Genomic DNA, 15323 nt, shown 5'->3' on the forward strand with positions numbered 1-15323 from the left:
CGGCCGGAAGGCGAAACGTTTCGCCTTCGGGTTTGATCGACCGTGCTCATCACTGGCAGAGCCGGTAGTTGTTGGACTTCCGAATGCGTCCTTCGTAGCGTTGGAGGAGCGTCCGTCCGGGCGTGTCTCCACCGTTCTCCAGAAAGGTCGTCGCCGTGAGAACATTCACGTTGCCCGGCACCGAGATCACCGCTCCCAACGTGGTGCTCGGCCTGATGCGCATCCAGGACAAGTCCGACGAGGAGGTGCGCACGCTCGTCCGGACCGCCAGGGACGCAGGGATCAACTTCCTCGACCACGCGGACGTCTACGGGAAGCCGGTGCACGGCTGCGAGCGCCGGTTCGCCGAGGCGATGAAGCTGAGCGCGTCCGAGCGCGAGGAGTACGTCATCCAGTCGAAGGCGGGCATCGTCCCGTCCGGACCGTACTTCGACTTCTCGGCCGAGCACATCCTGGAGTCGGTGAACGGCAGCCTGGAGGCGCTGGGCACGGACTACCTCGACATCCTGCTGCTGCACCGTCCCGACGCGCTGGTCGAGCCCGAGGAGGTCGCGCGCGCGTTCGACGAGCTGGCGTCCTCCGGCAAGGTCCGGGCGTTCGGCGTCTCGAACCACACGCCGGGCCAGATCGACCTGCTGCGCCGCTACGTGACCCAGCCGCTCGTCGCCAACCAGCTGCAGCTGTCGATCACGCACGCGCCGATCATCGCGCAGGGCGTGGCCTCCAACATGCAGGCCCTGGACCAGTCGATCAGCCGCGACTACGGCATCCTCGACTACTGCCGCCTGCACGACATCACCGTGCAGGCCTGGTCGCCGTTCCAGGCCGGCTTCTTCGACGGCCCGTTCCTCGGTTCGGACCGCTACCCCGAGCTGAACGCGGTCGTGGACCGGCTGGCCGGGAAGTACGGCGTTCCCGCCGAGGCGATCGCCGTGGCGTGGATCACCCGGCACCCGGCGCGGATGCAGGTCGTGCTCGGCACCACGACGCCGTCGCGCGTGGCCGCCGCCGCCCTCGGCTCCGAACTGCCGCTGACCCGCCCGGAGTGGTACGAGCTCTACCGCGCGGCCGGCTACCTGGTTCCGTAACCGGCCCGGCGGGGCTCCCTGCCGACGGGTCGGCGTGCTAGCCCGCCGTCAGCAGTGAGCCCCCGTCGACGGCGAGGGTGGTCCCGGTGACATAGCCGTTCGTCATCAGGTAGAGGTGCGCCTGGGCGATCTGCTCCGGCTCGCCCATCGCTCCGACGAGCGTCCCTCGGGCGAGGCGGGCGAAGACGGCGTCCCGCTGTGGGCTGGGGACGCGGTCCCACATCGGGGTCTTGACGGCGCCGGCGCGGACGGCGTTGACCCGGATCGGTGCGAGCTCGACCGCCAGCGCGCGCACCAGGGCCTCCGCGGCGCCCGCGCCCGCCGCGGCGATCACCGCGCCCGGCATCGGTCGCTGTCCGACGGTCCCGGTCGTCAGCGAGATCGAGCCGGTCGGTCGCAGGCGGCCGATCGCGTGCTTGATGACGGTGACGGCGCCCCAGAACCGGACGTCGAGGGCCGCGCGGGCGACCTCCAGGTCGAGCTCGGCGAGCGGGCGGGGACTGAAGTCGTCGCCCGCAGTGAAGACGAGGTGGTCCAGCTCCTCGAGCTGTTCGAGGACCGCTGCGACCTGGGACTCGTCCCGCACGTCCAGCACCGCCCCCGTGCACCCGTCGGGCAGTTCGCGGAGTGCCGCGTCGATGTGGGCCCGATCGCTCGACGCGATCGTGACGTGCGCGCCTTCGAGTGCCGCCGCCCGCGCCGTCGCGAACCCCATGCCGGAGCTGCCTCCGACGACGATGACCCGCTGTCCTGCCATGTTCATGCTGCCTCCCGACCACGTGATGTCCCTGTGGGACATGAGCGTAGCACCAACGATGTCTCAGTGGGACATTCCCGGTAGAGTCGACACATGAGCAGATGGGAGCCGGGGGCCGAGGAACGTCTGCGCGCGGCCGCAATCGAGCTGTTCCTCGAATTCGGCTACGAGAACGTCACGGTCGCGCAGATCGCGGATCGCGCAGGGCTGACGCGACGCACGTTCTCGCGCTACTTCGCGGACAAGCGCGACGTGCTCTTCGCCGGTTCCGAGCGGCTGCCGCAGACGCTGGCGGAGGCGCTGCAGGCGGTGGAACCCGGCATCGCGCCCTTCGCGGCCATGCTTGAGGCTCTCGTCGACGTCGGCGGGAGGCTCGGAGAACGCGTCGCCGAGCACGCCGCGCAGCGCCGCGAGATCATCGCAGGGAGCCCCGAGCTGCAGGAGCGAGGCCAGGCGAAGTCCGCCGCCGCGGCCTCCGCCCTCGCTGCCGCCCTGCGCGAACGGGGCGCCGAGCGGTCAGCGGCTCAGCTCTTCGCGGACGTCGGGATCGCGATCTTCCGGAGAGGGTTCGAGCAGTGGACCGAGAACGGCCAGGGGGCGGGGCTGGCCGCGTGCATCCGGGATGCGGCCGATCAGCTCGCCCAGGCGGCAGCCGGGACGGACTAGCCGATCGCCGGCGGGGCTCCCTGGTCATCGCCCGGCCAGGGAGCCCCCGATCCCCCCGACACTGAAGTAGCGGTTGAGCACGGCGAACACGATGATCGGCGGGATCATCATCACCACGGCGACGCTCATCACCGGCCCCCAGTCGGTCTGGTTCTGCTGGAAGAACGTCTGCAGCCCGATCGGCAGCGTGAAGTTCTGGTCCGAGCGCAGGAAGACGACCGCGACGAGGTAGTCGTTCCACGCCAGGAGGAACGCGAAGATCGCCGTCGAGAGCACGCCGGGGAGGGAGTTGCGCAGCACCACCCGCGTGAAGCTGCCGAAGACGGAGCAGCCGTCCATCCAGGCCGCCTCCTCGAGGCTGATCGGGATGGAGTCGAAGTACGCCGCCATCATCCAGATCGCGACCGACATCGTGCCGCCCACGTAGAGGATCACGATGCCGCCGAGGGTGTCCACCAGCCCGATGTTCGCGAACAGGATGAACAGCGGGATGACCGCCGTCACCACCGGCAGCGACTGGATCACGAAGAGGGTGAGCGAGAACCCGGACACCAGCCTGCCGCGCCCCCGGGAGAGCACGTAGCCGGCCGGCGCAGCGATGACGACGGAGACCAGCACGGTCGCGAGGGTAACGATGAGGCTGTTGGTCACCCACAGGCCGAGGTCGGTGGAGGTGACGATGGTCACGAAGTTCTCGAACGTCCAGCCGGTCGCGGAACTGCCGAGCCCCGGCTGCAGGGACAGCAGGATGACGGCCACGAGCGGCACGAGCACGACAGCCGTGACGACGGCGAGGAGGCTGAACCGCCACCACCGGCCGCGGTCGCCCTCCGGACGGGGTCGCCGCGCCACTGCCGGCGCGGTCTGCTGGGCCAGTGCCGTCATTCGATGGCCGCCTTTCGGATCTGCCGGTAGAGCGTGACGCTGACGACGATGAGCACGATCGTCATCAGGAAGGCGATCGCGACGCCCGGTCCGGTCTGGAAGTTCTGGAAGACGGTCGTGTACGCCAGCACGACCAGCGTCTGGGTGGAGTTCACCGGACCGCCGCCCGTGAGCAGGAAGATCGTCGGGAAGTCGTTCACGCAGAAGATCGTCATCAGGATCCAGCTGATGTAGGTGGACCGCGAGATCATCGGCAGCGTGATGAACCGGAAGGTCTTCCAGCCCGACGCGCCGTCGACGCGGGACGCCTCGTAGACGGTGGTGTCGACCGACGCGAGCGCCGAGGACATCATCATCATCATGAACGGGAAGCTGACCCAGACCTTGAAGACGCAGACCGTGACCTGCGCGAGGAACGGGTCGGCGAGGAAGAGCACGTCGCCGAAGCCCAGTGCCTTCGCCAGCAGCGGAAGCGGGCTCTGGGGCGTGGCGACCAGCCAGTTCCACGACGTGGAGGAGACCACGATCGGCACGACCCAGGGCAGCAGCAGCAGCACCTTGAGCAGGCCGTTCGCCGGCACCCGGGTGCGGAGCAGGAGGGCGAGGCCGAGGCCGATGGCCCAGCTGCCGAAGACGCCGACGACGGTGAAGACGACCGTGAACCAGGCGGCGTGCCAGAACTCCGGGGAGCTCAGCACGGTCGCGTAGTTCTGCAGGCCGACGAACGTGCCGGCGTCCACGAGGTCGCCGTTGCGCAGGGACTGCTGCCCGGCGTACAGCACCGGGTACAGGTTGAGCAGCAGGAGCAGCAGGACGGCCGGGGCCGCGAACAGGATGAGGGTGAGCGCCGTCGAGCTCAGCCGCCGGGGCGGCCGCGCGCCGGGTCGCCCCCGGCCCGCGACCGCGACGCCGCGGCGCGCGCGCCGGACGGACTCCAGTGTGGTCTGGGTGGCCATGGGTTACTTCTGCTGCGAGGTCAGCGTCTTCTGGAGCGTCTGGAGGGACTCCTTGGGAGTGGCCTTCAGCGACAGGACGCTCTGCGCCCAGGTCGTCATCGCCGGGGTGCTGTCGACGAGCGTGACGTCGGCGAACAGGGCGTCGCCGCCCGGGGCCGCCCAGGTCTTGCAGATCGGCTGCCACTTCTCGATCATGGTGACCGCGTTGGGGTCGGCCTGGAACTCCTTCGTCGCCACGATCGACTTCAGCACGGGGAGGCCGATGCCGGTGTTCTGGGTCCAGAGCGGAGCCATGTTCTTGTAGTAGTAGGTCAGGAAGTCCTCGGAGCCCTTCTGGCTGGGCGTGTGCTTGTACATCATGATGTTGTTCGGGAAGTACAGCGCGCCCTTGCCGCCCTGTGCGCCGGTGAGCGGGTCGGAGACGACCATGTCCTGTACCAGCTGGCCGCCGAGCACCGACGCGAGGCCGGGGCTCTCGAAGCCCATCCCGAATTTGTCGGCCTTCCACTGGCTGTACGCGTTGGTGGTGGAGTAGCTGACGCTGCCCGGGTCCATGTAGCCCTTGCGGATGAGCTCGACGACGAACTCGAGAGCCTCGATGTTGGCCGGGGTCACGCAGTCCGGCTTCTGGTCGGCGTTGAAGAGGCCGCCGCCGTTGTTGATGAGCAGGCCGGTCAGGGCCTGGAAGCCGTTGCCCTGCGCCCCGGACGCGATCCCGAAGCCGTACACGCCGATCTTCTTGAGCGCCGCACTGACGTCGAGGTAGCCCTGCCAGTCGGTCGGCGCCTCGACGCCGGCCTTCTCCAGGAGCGACTTGCGGTACCAGAGCACGCGCATGTCGAGGTTGTACGGCACGGCGACGTAGCCCTTGCTCGTCTTCATCGCGTCGAGCACGCCCGGGAGGAAGTCGTCGAGCATGCCGTTGCTCTTCCAGGAGTCGAACAGGGCGTCGGCGTACGCGATGTAGTTCTTCTCCGCGAACTGGAAGGCCTGGGTGCCGGCGCCGCTGCTGACCGCCGGGCCGGTGTTCGAGGCGAGGGCCGACGCGAAGGTCGTCGTGAAGTTGGACCACTGGACCGCCTGGTAGCCGGCCGCCGGGAGACCGCTCGCGGGCTTGTAGGCGAGCGTGATCTTCTTGTCCAGGGGGTTGAAGGTGGTGCCTCCCCACGGCATGTTCCAGAACTTGAGCGTCTGGGTCGACGTGCCGCCCGGCGAGCTGCAGGCTGCGAGGGCGGCGAGGACGGCGAGTCCTCCGGTGCCGGCGAGCAGTCCTCGCCGCGAGACGGTTCCCGAGAGCAGGCCGTTCGTCATGTGTCTTCTCCTCCGTCGGCCGGGTCGTTCCCGGCGGCTTTCCTCGTCGAACACCTGGAGAGGTGGCCCGTCTCATCCTGTGATTTGCGCAACTCTGCGGCGCCGGATGGGACGGTTTGGCCATGTTTTCAGCAAATCTCCCACGGCACAAGTCGCAAAAGTCACGAAAGTTTGCGCAACCATTGGGGGCTGATTAGGCTTTGGGCATGAGTGGCGAGGGTGTCAGGCGCGAGCGGGCGACCCTCTCCGACGTCGCGGGGCTGGCCGGAACGAGCATCCCCACGGTGTCGAAGGTGCTCCGCGGCGGCACCGACGTGTCGCCGGCGACGCGCGATCGGGTCATGGAGGCCGTGCGCACCGTCGGCTACGCGCGGACGGCCAAGGCGGGCGCGCCCAAGACCGGAACGTCCGACGCCGAGGCCCCCGCGATGATCGACCTCGTCGTCAACCACGTGCACGGCACCTGGGCGAACGGCGTCCTCACCGGTGTCGAGCACGCCGCCACCGCGGCGAACGTCGATGTGGTCATCACGGTCGCCCGCGAGGACGGCAATTGGGTGTCGCGCCTGCTGCGGCGGCCGTCGCAGGGGGCGATCGTGGTGCTGGTCGACCCGGCCCCGAGCCACTTCGCGGCGCTGGAGGCCGCCCACATCCCGGTCGTGCTGGTCACCCCGATGAGCGAGCCGAGCGCGCCGGCCATGCGGGTGGGCGTGACCAACTGGGACGGCGGCCGCGCCGCCGCCGAGCACCTGCTCGCGCTCGGCCATCGGCGCTTCGCGGTGCTCGGCGGCGATCGGACCCACCTCTACAGCCGGGCACGGATCGACGGCTTCCGCTCGGCGCTCGAGGTCCAGGGGGTGCCGACTCCCGCGGTCGTGCACGGCGACTGGGACCGCGGTCGCGCCTCGGCGGCCATCGCACCGCTGCTCGCCGGCCCCGATCGGCCGACCGCCGTGTTCGCCTGCTCCGATCTGATGGCGATGGGCGTCTACGACGCGGCCGCGGCGGCCGGGCTGCGCGTGCCGGAGGATCTGAGTGTGGTCGGCTTCGACGATGTGCCGGAGGCGAGCTGGGGTTCGCCGGCGCTCACGACGGTGCGCCAGCCGATCGCTGAGATGGGCGACGCGGCGGTCCGTCTGCTGCTCTCCGGCCCCGAAGCGCCGGGGGACCAGGGGGCTGCCGACCTGCCGCGGGTCGACCTCGCGACGACCCTCGTCGTGCGGGCGTCGACGGCGCCGCCCAGGGGCGATCGCGCTTGACACGCCTCCCCGCCGTCCATAGCCTGAGAGGGCGACGAAACCAGTCGTAAATTTTTAGAAAACTTTCGTGACCGTGAGGTCAGCAGACAGTGAGGTCAGCAGAAATGAGCGAAGGACGTCCGCCGGGATTCGTGCGCACCGAGAGGACCGGGTTCCTCGACGGCTGGGGCCGCCCGATCCGGTTCACCGGCGTGTGCGTGGGCGGCTGGCTCAACATGGAGAACTTCATCACCGGCTACGCGGCCAACGAGACGCTGATGCGCAACAGGGTCGCCGCCGTGCTCGGCGCCGACCGCGCCGGCCGCTTCTTCGAGCGGCTGCTGAACGCCTTCTACGGCGAAGCGGACGCGGCCTTCCTCGGATCGCTCGGCATGACGATCATCCGCATCCCGGTCAACTACCGGCACTTCGAGTCCGACGCGGACCCGTTCACCATCCTGCCGACGGCGTTCGACCACCTCGACCGCGCGATCGAGGCCTCCGGACGGCACGGGATCTACTCGATCATCGACCTGCACGCCCTCCCGGGCAGCCAGAACCACCACTGGCACTCGGACAACGCGACCCACGAGCCGCACCTGTGGCAGCACCCGCACTTCCAGGACCGGGTGGAGAACATCTGGCAGGCCATCGCCGAGCACTACAAGGACAACACCTGGGTCGCCGGCTACAACCTCATGAACGAGCCGGCCGACGAGTCGCGCGCGGTCGTCGGGCCGCTCTACCGCCGGCTGTACGAGGCCGTCCGGGCGATCGACCCCGACCACACGATCTTCCTCGACGGCAACACCTACTCCACCGAGTTCGACATGTTCGACGACGAGCCGTGGCCGAACGTCGTCTACTCGCTGCACGACTACGTGGCGGCGGGACTCGGCCGCGGCGGCGACTACCCCGGCTACACCGACGGAACGTACATCGACGCCGCCTACGCCCGGGAGAAGTTCCTGCAGCGCTCCGAGTACGCCCGGCGCACCGGGACGCCGATCATGGTCGGCGAGTTCGCGCCGATCTACACCGGCGACGAGCGCACGGACGCGATGCGCCGGCAGATCCTCGCCGACCAGCTCGAGCTGTACCGGGAGTTCGACGTCAGCTGGACGAGCTGGATGTACAAGGACCTCGGCCGGCAGGGCCTGGTCGAGGTGTCCGCCGAGTCGCCGTACCGCCGGCGCTTCGACGCCTTCGTCGCCAAGAAGAACCGGCTTGCCGCCGACCAGTGGGGGAGCGACCGGCTCGGCGGCGACGGAGTGCGTCCGGTCAGCGAGGCCGTGCAGGAGCTGATGGCGCGCGAGTTCCCGGACTGGAAGCCGTACCCCTGGGGTCGCTTCGACACCGTGGCGACCGTGCTGAACAACCTCCTGTTCGCGCAGCCGCTGGCCGACCAGTACGCGGAGCTGCTCCGCGGCCTGACCGACGAGGAGCTGGACGCGCTCGCCGACTCGTTCGCGTTCGAGCAGTGCGCCGTGCGCGAGAGCCTGCGCGACCAGCTGGTCGCCGGGCAGGACCGGCAGTCCGTCCCGGCCGCCTCCGCCGGGCAGGCCTGAGGCGTGCGAGCCGTCGTCCTGCGTGCTCCCGGCCGGGCGCCCGAAGTCGAAGAGGTCCAGCTGGCCGAGCCGGGGCCGGGCGAGCTGCTGGTGCGCATCGAGGCCGCAGGCGTGTGCCACAGCGACTACCACTACATGACCGGCGACCTCACGGCGCCGCTGCCGCTCGTGCTCGGCCACGAGGGCGCCGGGATCGTGGAGCAGGTCGGCCCGCAGGGCTCCGGACGCGTCAGCGTCGGCGAACGGGTCGCTCTGCTCTGGCGGCCGCGCTGCGGACGCTGCGCCGCGTGCGTCGCGGGCAATCCGGTGCTCTGCGAGCTCGGGCCCGTCCAGGCGCGATCGGGCGGCCTCCCCGACGGGACGTCGCGGCTGGCCCAGGAGGACGGCGGCGAGCTACACCACCTGATGGGCGTGTCGTGCTTCGCCGAGCGGGTCGTCGTGAACGAGAACGCGACCGTGGTCGTGCCGGACGGCGTCCCGCCGGAGGTCGCGGCCATCTCGGCCTGCGCCGTCATCACCGGCGTGGGAGCGGTCTTCCACGAGGTGCGGGAGGCGGCCGGCGGCCCCCTCCTGGTCCTCGGCGCGGGCGGCGTCGGCCTGTCGAGCGTGATGGGGGCGGCCCTCGTCGGGGCGCATCCCGTGATCGTGGTCGACGTCGACGAGGCGAAGCTCGACCTGGCGCGCGAGCTGGGCGCCACGCACACGATCGACGCCCGGAACGAGGACGTGGTGGAGCGCGTGCTCGCGCTCACCGGCGGGTCCGGGGTGCCGTGGGCGATCGAGGCGATCGGCCGGCCGGCGACGCTGGAGCAGGCGCTGGCCTGCGTGGCCCCGGGCGGCACGCTCGTGGCCGTGGGCCTCGGCGCCGCCGACGCCGGCTTCGCCGTCCCGCTCAATCAGCTGGTGCAGCGGCAGAAGCGGATCGTCGGTTCGCTGTACGGGTCGAGCAATCCGCAGCTCGACCTGCCGCGCATCTTCGCCCTCTACCTCGCGGGCAGACTGCCGATCGACCGCCTCATCGGCGACCGGCTCCCGCTCGCCGATTTCGGCGAGGCTTACCGCAGACTCACCGCAGGAGCGGTCGGACGCGGAATACTCGTGCCCTGAAGGCACGACGACGTGAAGGAGTTCCCACAGATGGTCCGTTCCCAGGGCTGGTACGGCGGCGACGGCCGCGACCCCTACATCCACCGGGCGTGGATGCGCCGCGGCGTGCCCGATCACGCGTTCGACGGGCGCCCGCAGATCGCGATCGCGAACACCGCGAGCGACCTCACGCCGTGCAACATGCACCTCAACGAGGTCGCGGAGTACGTCAAGCAGGGCGTCTGGGAGGCCGGCGGCGTGCCGGTCAACCTGCCCGTCGTCTCGCTGGGGGAGACCCTGGTGAAGCCGACGGCGATGCTGTGGCGGAACATGGCCGCGATGGCCATCGAGGAGATGCTGCGCGCCAACCCGATCGACTCGGTCGTGCTCCTCGGCGGCTGCGACAAGACCATCCCCGCGCTGCTGATGGGCGCCGCCTCGGTGGACATCCCCGCCGTGGTGGTCCCGGGCGGCCCGATGCTCAACGGCTACTTCCGCGGTGAGCGGATGGGCTGCGGCACCGGCGTCTGGAAGCTCTCGGAGGAGGTGCGCGCCGGCACCCTCGCCGCCGAGGAGTTCGAGGCGACCGACAAGACGATGATCCGGAGCAAGGGCCATTGCAACACCATGGGGACGGCCTCCACCATGGGGCTGATGGCCGAGGCGCTGGGCATGACCATCCCCGGCGTCGCCGGGACCCCCGCCGCCGACAGCCGGCTGCTGGAGGCCGCGCACGCCTCGGGCCGGCTCGCCGTCGAGCTCGCGCTGGAGGACCGGCGCATCTCCCAGGTGATCACCGCCGAGTCGTTCCACAACGCGATCGTGGCGCTCGCCGGGATCGGCGGCTCCACGAACGCGGTCGTCCACCTGCTCGCGATCGCGGGCCGGCTCGGCATCGACCTGACCCTGGACGACTTCGACCGGATCGGCGCCGACGTGCCGCTGCTCGTCAACCTGCAGCCGGCCGGCACCTACCTGATGGAGGACCTGTTCCGGGCCGGGGGATTCCTGGCGGTGCTCGATCAGCTCACCGACCTCCTCGACCCGGCCGCGACCACGGTGACCGGCCGCCCGCTCACCCATTACCTCGGCAAGAACCAGGTCTGGGATCGCGACGTCATCTCGCTGCGGGAGGACCCGCTGCAGGACGACGCGGGCATCGCCGTGCTCCGCGGCAACCTCGCCCCGCGCGGCGCGATCATCAAGCCGGCGGCGGCGAGCCCGGAGCTGCTGGTGCACACCGGCCGGGCCGTCGTCTTCGACTCCATCGAGGACGCCCACGCGCGCCTGGACGACCCGGACCTGGACGTGGACGCCGACTCGGTGCTCATCCTGCGCGGGTGCGGACCGAAGGGCTATCCGGGGATGCCGGAGGTCGGCAACCTCCCGCTGCCGCAGAAGCTGCTGAAGCAGGGCGTGCGCGACGTGGTGCGGATCAGCGACGGCCGGATGTCCGGCACCGCGTACGGGACGGTCGTGCTGCACGTCGCCCCCGAGGCCGCGGCCGGCGGCCCGCTCTCGCTCGTCGAGGACGGCGACCTGATCTCGCTCGACGTCCCCGCGCGGCGCCTCGAACTGCTCGTCGACGCGGACGAGCTCGCCAAGCGCTCGGTGTCGCGGCGGCAGGTGGAGGCCTTCGCCCAGGCCGACCGCGGCTGGCAGAAGCTGTACATCGAACACGTCCAGGGAGCGGACACCGGTGCGGACCTCGACTTCCTGGTCGGGGCGAGCGGGTCCGAGGTCACGAGGGAGTCGCATTGAGCAACGCGGAGAGCACGTCCACGCCGGGAACGGCGCTGGCACGGGTGGAGGTCGACGGCGCGGTCGTCTGGGCGGTGCGCCGCGGTGACGAGTACTCGCCGCTGGGGTCGACCCTGTCGGAGCTGCTCCGCCTGACGCCGGCGGAGGCCCGCGAGCGCGTCGAGGGCGCGACCGGCGGCGGGCTGACGCCGTCGCGCGTCCTCGCGCCGATCGACCCGCAGCAGGAGGTCTGGGCCGCCGGCGTGACGTACCTGCGCAGCCGAGACGGCCGGATCGAGGAGGCCACCGACGGGACCCCCTACGACCGCGTCTACGCGGCCGAGCGGCCCGAGCTGTTCTTCAAGTCGACCGGCGCGCGAGCGGTCGGGCCCGGCGAGCCGATCGGCGTCCGCGCGGACTCGGTCTGGAACGTACCGGAGCCCGAGCTCGGCCTCGTGCTGGACTCCGAGGGCGGCCTGTTCGGCTACGTGGCGGGCGACGACGCGTCGAGCCGGTCGATCGAAGGCGAGAACCTGCTGTACCTGCCGCAGGCGAAGGTCTACACGGCGGCGTGCGGCCTCGGTCCCGAGATCGTGCCGGCGTGGGAGGTCGGGACGCCGTTCGCGATCGGCCTCGAGATCCGCAGGGACGGGGCCGTGGTGTTCAGCGGATCGGCATCCACGGACCAGCTGGCGCGCCGGCTGGACGACCTCGCCGACTGGCTTTTCCGCGGACTCGATTTCCCGGACGGCGCGATCCTCCTGACCGGCACCGGAATCGTGCCGGAGGCGGACTTCACGCTCCTGCCCGGCGACGAGGTCGCCGTGGACATCGCGGGCGTGGGCAGACTGGTGAACCCGGTGGTGCAGGTGGGCCGCGGCCCGGACAGCCACGGACTGGAAGGAGCGGCACGATGATCCAGGAGACACAGGTCGCGGTCGACCTCGAGACCGCCATGGCGGCCGCGGCGGACGCCGCGCCGGCGCTGGTCAGCTCCCCGCCGGGCGACCGCGCGGGCTGGCTGCGGGCGATCGCGGACCGCCTGGACGCCGACGCCGACGCGCTGGTGGCCCTGGCCGCGCGCGAGAGCCACCTCACCGAGCAGCGCCTGCGCGGCGAGCTGATCCGCACGACCTTCCAGCTGCGCCTGTTCGCGCGCGTCGTGGAGGAGGGCGGCTACCTCGACGCCACCGTCGACCACGCCGACGCCGACTGGCCGATGGGCGCCCGGCCCGACCTGCGCCGGATGCTCCGGCCGCTCGGCCCCGCGGCGGTCTACGCCGCGAGCAACTTCCCGTTCGCCTTCTCGGTGGCCGGCGGCGACACGGCCGCGGCCATCGCCGCCGGAGCGCCCGTCGTCGTGAAGGCGCACTCCGCGCATCCCGAGCTGAGCCGTGCCGTCGCCGCGCACGTCCAGGAGGCGCTCGCCGCCGCGGGTGCGCCGCGCGGCGTGTTCGCCCTGGTGGAGGGACGGGAGGCGGGCCGCGCGCTCGTCCTCGACCCGCGGCTCACGGTGGCGACGTTCACCGGGTCGCTCTCGGGCGGGCGGGCGCTCTTCGACCTGGCGGCCTCCCGGCCCGAGCCGATCCCGTTCTACGGCGAGCTCGGCAGCGTGAATCCGGTCTTCGTGACCGAGGCGGCCGCGGCCGCCCGCGGGCAGGAGATCGCCACCGGCTTCGCCGCCTCCCTGACGCTCGGCGTCGGGCAGTTCTGCACCAAGCCAGGCGTTCTGCTGGTCCCGGCCGACTCGTCGCTGGCCGACGCGGTGGTGGAGGCGGTCCGCGGCACCTCCGGCGGCCCGATGCTCTCCGACGCCATCCGCGGCGGCTACTTCGCCAGCCTCGCGCCGCTCGCCGAGCGCGACGACGTGGAGCTGCTGATCGGGTCCCCCGCCGAGGCGCCGGAGCCGGTGCCCACCGTCTACGGCACGGACGCGGCGACGTTCCTCGCGCACGCCGACGAGCTGCTGGAGGAGCACTTCGGCCCGGCCGCGGTGCTCGTGCGGTACAGCTCCGCCGACGAACTGCTGGCGGTGGCGCGCGCGCTCCCCGGTCAGCTGACCGCCACCGTCCAGGGCGTCGACGGGGATGCGGCCGGCCCGCTGCTGGAGCTGCTGGCGGCCCGCGCCGGGCGCGTGCTCTGGAACGGCTGGCCCACCGGGGTGTCGGTGACCTTCGCGCAGCAGCACGGCGGACCGTACCCGGCCACCACCGCACCGCACTTCACGTCGGTCGGGACGGCCTCCATCGGCCGCTTCCTCCGTCCGGTGGCGTATCAGGACGCGCCGGACGCCCTGCTGCCTCCCGCGCTGCAGGAGGCGAACCCGTGGGGTGTGCCGCGGCTGGTGGACGGGATCCGCACGCCCGGTCAGCCGGCGTAGGCCGGCAGCGGGACGCCGCGCACTCCCGGACGCACCGCGAAGACGGCGCCGGCCTCCGGCTCGGCGTCGTCGGCCAGGTGCTGGCGGGAGGACGTGATGTAGAGCGTGTCCAGGTCGGATCCGCCGAACGCGGCGGCGCTGGTGTGGCTGACGCCCGGCACGTCGACGACCTCGGTCAGCGCGCCGGAGGCGTCGAACCGGCGCAGCGCGCCGCCGCCCCACAGCGCCACCCAGAGCCCGCCCTCCGCGTCGATCGCCATGCCGTCCGGCGAGCCGGCGACGTCGTCGCCGAGCCGGACGAACGGGCGCCGGTCGTGCAGCGAGCCGTCGGCCTGGTCCACGTCGAAGACGTCCACGCGCCGGGTCGGGGTGTCGATGTAGTAGGCGAGTGAGCCGTCCAGGCTCCACTGGAGACCGTTCGAGATGGTGATCCCGGTCAGCACGGTCCGCGTCGAGCCGTCGGGGTCGAGCCGATAGACGGCGGCCGCGCCGGGAGTCATCTCGTACGCCATCGAGCCGATGTGGAAGCGGCCGGCGGGGTCGCAGCCGCCCTCGTTGAGCCGGATGGCCGGGTCGTCGAGCAGGTCGGGGAGGCGACCCACGAGCGCGAAGTCCTCGTCGAAGAGGGCGAAGCCGTGCTCGGTCGCCACGATGAATCCGCCCTGCGTCCGGCGGCGGATGACCGCAGCGACCGGACTGCCCACCTCGTAGCGCTTCGGGTGCGCGAAGGACGCCAGGTCGACGACGGCCCCGGCGAGCATGTCCACGATCAGCAGCCGCTGCCCGGCGTCGTCCCAGAACGGCCCCTCCCCGTGCCAGGTCACCGGCGGGGTCACTTGTTCCGCTCTCACTGCCATCCTCCGTCCATCACCCAGGTCTGCGCCGTCGCCATCCGCGAGTCGTCGGCGGCCAGCCAGAGCAGCAGCCGGGCGACGTCAGCAGGGTACAGGAGCTCGGGCAGGCACTGGGCGGCCAGGATCTTGTCGTGCTCGGCCTCGCCGACCCAGTTGTCGAGCTGGCGCTGCGTCATGATCCAGCCGGGGACGATGCAGTTCACCCGGATGCCGTCGCCGCCGAACTCGCGGGCGAGCGTGCGGGTGAGGCCCTCGATCCCGGCCTTCGCCGTGATGTAGACGGGGAGGTCGACCAGGTCGATGTGAGCGCTGATCGAGCCGAGGTTGATGATGGATCCGCCCCCGGCGGCCTTCATCAGCGGCCGGACGGTCTGGGCGGCGAAGAAGTGATGGCGCACGTTGACGGCGATCCCGTCGTCCCACGCGGCCACGTCGATGTCGGAGACCGAGCGCCGGGCGTCGTTGGCGGCGTTGTTCACGAGCACCGTCGGGGCGCCGAGGCGGTCGGCCGCCTGCAGGATCGCGTTCTGCAGCGCGTCGACGTCCCGCACGTCGACCGCCTGGAACAGCGGCTCGGGGTGGCCGCGTCCGGCGACCGCCGCGACCAGTTCCGCTCCAGCGGCCTCGTCGAGGTCGGCGAACGCCACCCGCACGTCCTGCGCGGCGAGCTCTGCGACGAACTCCGCGCCGAGCCCGGTGGCGCCGCCGCTGACGAACGCGGTGCGGCCGGCGAGCGATGGATACCGGGCGAACTCGGACTCGGCGGTGATCGTCATTGATACCCTGTTCCCTGT

At 71.3% G+C, this 15323-nt stretch carries 14 protein-coding genes; 8 read left to right on the plus strand and 6 right to left on the minus strand.

From position 1 onward, the window contains the following. The first annotated feature begins 155 nt into the window (after positions 1 to 155). The gene (locus tag AC3A3H_RS05150; protein ID WP_487613474.1) at positions 156 to 1088 is read left to right on the plus strand and encodes an aldo/keto reductase; all 933 of its coding nucleotides are present in this window, start codon (positions 156 to 158) and stop codon (positions 1086 to 1088) included. 37 nt (positions 1089 to 1125) lie between these two features. Here AC3A3H_RS05150 and AC3A3H_RS05155 read toward each other — a convergent pair whose 3' ends face one another. Then, positions 1126 to 1851 carry an SDR family oxidoreductase gene (locus AC3A3H_RS05155; protein ID WP_487613475.1) on the minus strand — a complete coding sequence of 242 codons (726 nt, stop codon included), beginning with the start codon at positions 1849 to 1851 and terminating at the stop codon, positions 1126 to 1128. 87 nt (positions 1852 to 1938) lie between these two features. Here AC3A3H_RS05155 and AC3A3H_RS05160 point away from each other — a divergent pair, with 87 nt between their 5' ends. Continuing rightward, entirely contained in the window at positions 1939 to 2511 is a 573-nt protein-coding gene (locus AC3A3H_RS05160; protein ID WP_487613476.1) for a TetR family transcriptional regulator, read from the plus strand. Positions 2512 to 2535: 24 nt separating this feature from the next. Here AC3A3H_RS05160 and AC3A3H_RS05165 read toward each other — a convergent pair whose 3' ends face one another. Genes AC3A3H_RS05165 through AC3A3H_RS05175 form a run of 3 tightly spaced genes read right to left on the minus strand, consistent with a single transcriptional unit; the run spans position 2536 to position 5663 of the window. Next, on the minus strand, positions 2536 to 3396 hold the full coding sequence (locus tag AC3A3H_RS05165; RefSeq protein ID WP_487613477.1) for a carbohydrate ABC transporter permease: 861 nt from the start codon (positions 3394 to 3396) through the stop codon (positions 2536 to 2538). Further along, positions 3393 to 4352, minus strand: coding sequence for a carbohydrate ABC transporter permease (locus AC3A3H_RS05170; protein WP_487613478.1), 960 nt, complete (start codon positions 4350 to 4352; stop codon positions 3393 to 3395). Before AC3A3H_RS05170 ends, AC3A3H_RS05165 begins: the two co-directional genes overlap by 4 nt. Positions 4353 to 4355: 3 nt before the next feature. Continuing rightward, entirely contained in the window at positions 4356 to 5663 is a 1308-nt protein-coding gene (locus AC3A3H_RS05175; RefSeq protein ID WP_487613479.1) for an ABC transporter substrate-binding protein, read from the minus strand. Positions 5664 to 5869: 206 nt separating this feature from the next. Here AC3A3H_RS05175 and AC3A3H_RS05180 point away from each other — a divergent pair, with 206 nt between their 5' ends. The 6 genes from AC3A3H_RS05180 to AC3A3H_RS05205 all read left to right on the plus strand — a co-directional run bounded on the left by AC3A3H_RS05180 (position 5870) and on the right by AC3A3H_RS05205 (position 13675). Then, a complete protein-coding gene (locus tag AC3A3H_RS05180) occupies positions 5870 to 6922 on the plus strand; it encodes a LacI family DNA-binding transcriptional regulator (RefSeq protein ID WP_487613480.1) in 1053 nt (350 codons plus the stop codon). Between the two features lie 104 nt (positions 6923 to 7026). Next, a complete protein-coding gene (locus AC3A3H_RS05185) occupies positions 7027 to 8469 on the plus strand; it encodes a glycoside hydrolase family 5 protein (protein ID WP_487613481.1) in 1443 nt (480 codons plus the stop codon). A 3-nt stretch (positions 8470 to 8472) separates the two neighbouring features. Beyond that, positions 8473 to 9576 (plus strand): zinc-binding dehydrogenase, encoded by a 1104-nt coding sequence (locus AC3A3H_RS05190; protein WP_487613482.1) that lies wholly within the window; start codon positions 8473 to 8475, stop codon positions 9574 to 9576. Between the two features lie 30 nt (positions 9577 to 9606). Further along, positions 9607 to 11316, plus strand: a complete 1710-nt coding sequence (locus AC3A3H_RS05195; RefSeq protein WP_487613483.1) for an IlvD/Edd family dehydratase — start codon at positions 9607 to 9609, stop codon at positions 11314 to 11316. After that, entirely contained in the window at positions 11313 to 12212 is a 900-nt protein-coding gene (locus AC3A3H_RS05200; protein WP_487613484.1) for a fumarylacetoacetate hydrolase family protein, read from the plus strand. Before AC3A3H_RS05195 ends, AC3A3H_RS05200 begins: the two co-directional genes overlap by 4 nt. Next, on the plus strand, positions 12209 to 13675 hold the full coding sequence (locus AC3A3H_RS05205) for an aldehyde dehydrogenase (NADP(+)) (RefSeq protein ID WP_487613485.1): 1467 nt from the start codon (positions 12209 to 12211) through the stop codon (positions 13673 to 13675). The genes AC3A3H_RS05200 and AC3A3H_RS05205 overlap by 4 nt, the downstream gene beginning before the upstream one ends. Here the strand turns inward: AC3A3H_RS05205 and AC3A3H_RS05210 are convergent. Both AC3A3H_RS05210 and AC3A3H_RS05215 read right to left on the minus strand, forming a co-directional pair. Then, positions 13663 to 14526 (minus strand): SMP-30/gluconolactonase/LRE family protein, encoded by an 864-nt coding sequence (locus AC3A3H_RS05210; RefSeq protein ID WP_487613486.1) that lies wholly within the window; start codon positions 14524 to 14526, stop codon positions 13663 to 13665. The genes AC3A3H_RS05205 and AC3A3H_RS05210 overlap by 13 nt on opposite strands. Next, the gene (locus AC3A3H_RS05215) at positions 14523 to 15305 is read right to left on the minus strand and encodes an SDR family NAD(P)-dependent oxidoreductase (protein ID WP_487613487.1); all 783 of its coding nucleotides are present in this window, start codon (positions 15303 to 15305) and stop codon (positions 14523 to 14525) included. Before AC3A3H_RS05215 ends, AC3A3H_RS05210 begins: the two co-directional genes overlap by 4 nt. Positions 15306 to 15323 lie beyond the last annotated feature (18 nt).

It is taken from the genome of Leifsonia sp. Soil_N53, from assembly GCF_057655165.1.

What these genes read in the sequence shown, in the direction of transcription:
- AC3A3H_RS05195 (WP_487613483.1), top strand. Translation starts at nt 9,607, where the DNA reads ATGGTCCGTTCCCAGGGCTGGTACGGCGGCGACGGCCGCGACCCCTAC.
- AC3A3H_RS05215 (WP_487613487.1), bottom strand. Translation starts at nt 15,305, where the DNA reads ATGACGATCACCGCCGAGTCCGAGTTCGCCCGGTATCCATCGCTCGCC.
- AC3A3H_RS05165 (WP_487613477.1), bottom strand. Translation starts at nt 3,396, where the DNA reads ATGACGGCACTGGCCCAGCAGACCGCGCCGGCAGTGGCGCGGCGACCC.
- AC3A3H_RS05185 (WP_487613481.1), top strand. Translation starts at nt 7,027, where the DNA reads ATGAGCGAAGGACGTCCGCCGGGATTCGTGCGCACCGAGAGGACCGGG.
- AC3A3H_RS05180 (WP_487613480.1), top strand. Translation starts at nt 5,870, where the DNA reads ATGAGTGGCGAGGGTGTCAGGCGCGAGCGGGCGACCCTCTCCGACGTC.
- AC3A3H_RS05170 (WP_487613478.1), bottom strand. Translation starts at nt 4,352, where the DNA reads ATGGCCACCCAGACCACACTGGAGTCCGTCCGGCGCGCGCGCCGCGGC.
- AC3A3H_RS05160 (WP_487613476.1), top strand. Translation starts at nt 1,939, where the DNA reads ATGAGCAGATGGGAGCCGGGGGCCGAGGAACGTCTGCGCGCGGCCGCA.
- AC3A3H_RS05155 (WP_487613475.1), bottom strand. Translation starts at nt 1,851, where the DNA reads ATGAACATGGCAGGACAGCGGGTCATCGTCGTCGGAGGCAGCTCCGGC.
- AC3A3H_RS05175 (WP_487613479.1), bottom strand. Translation starts at nt 5,663, where the DNA reads ATGACGAACGGCCTGCTCTCGGGAACCGTCTCGCGGCGAGGACTGCTC.
- AC3A3H_RS05205 (WP_487613485.1), top strand. Translation starts at nt 12,209, where the DNA reads ATGATCCAGGAGACACAGGTCGCGGTCGACCTCGAGACCGCCATGGCG.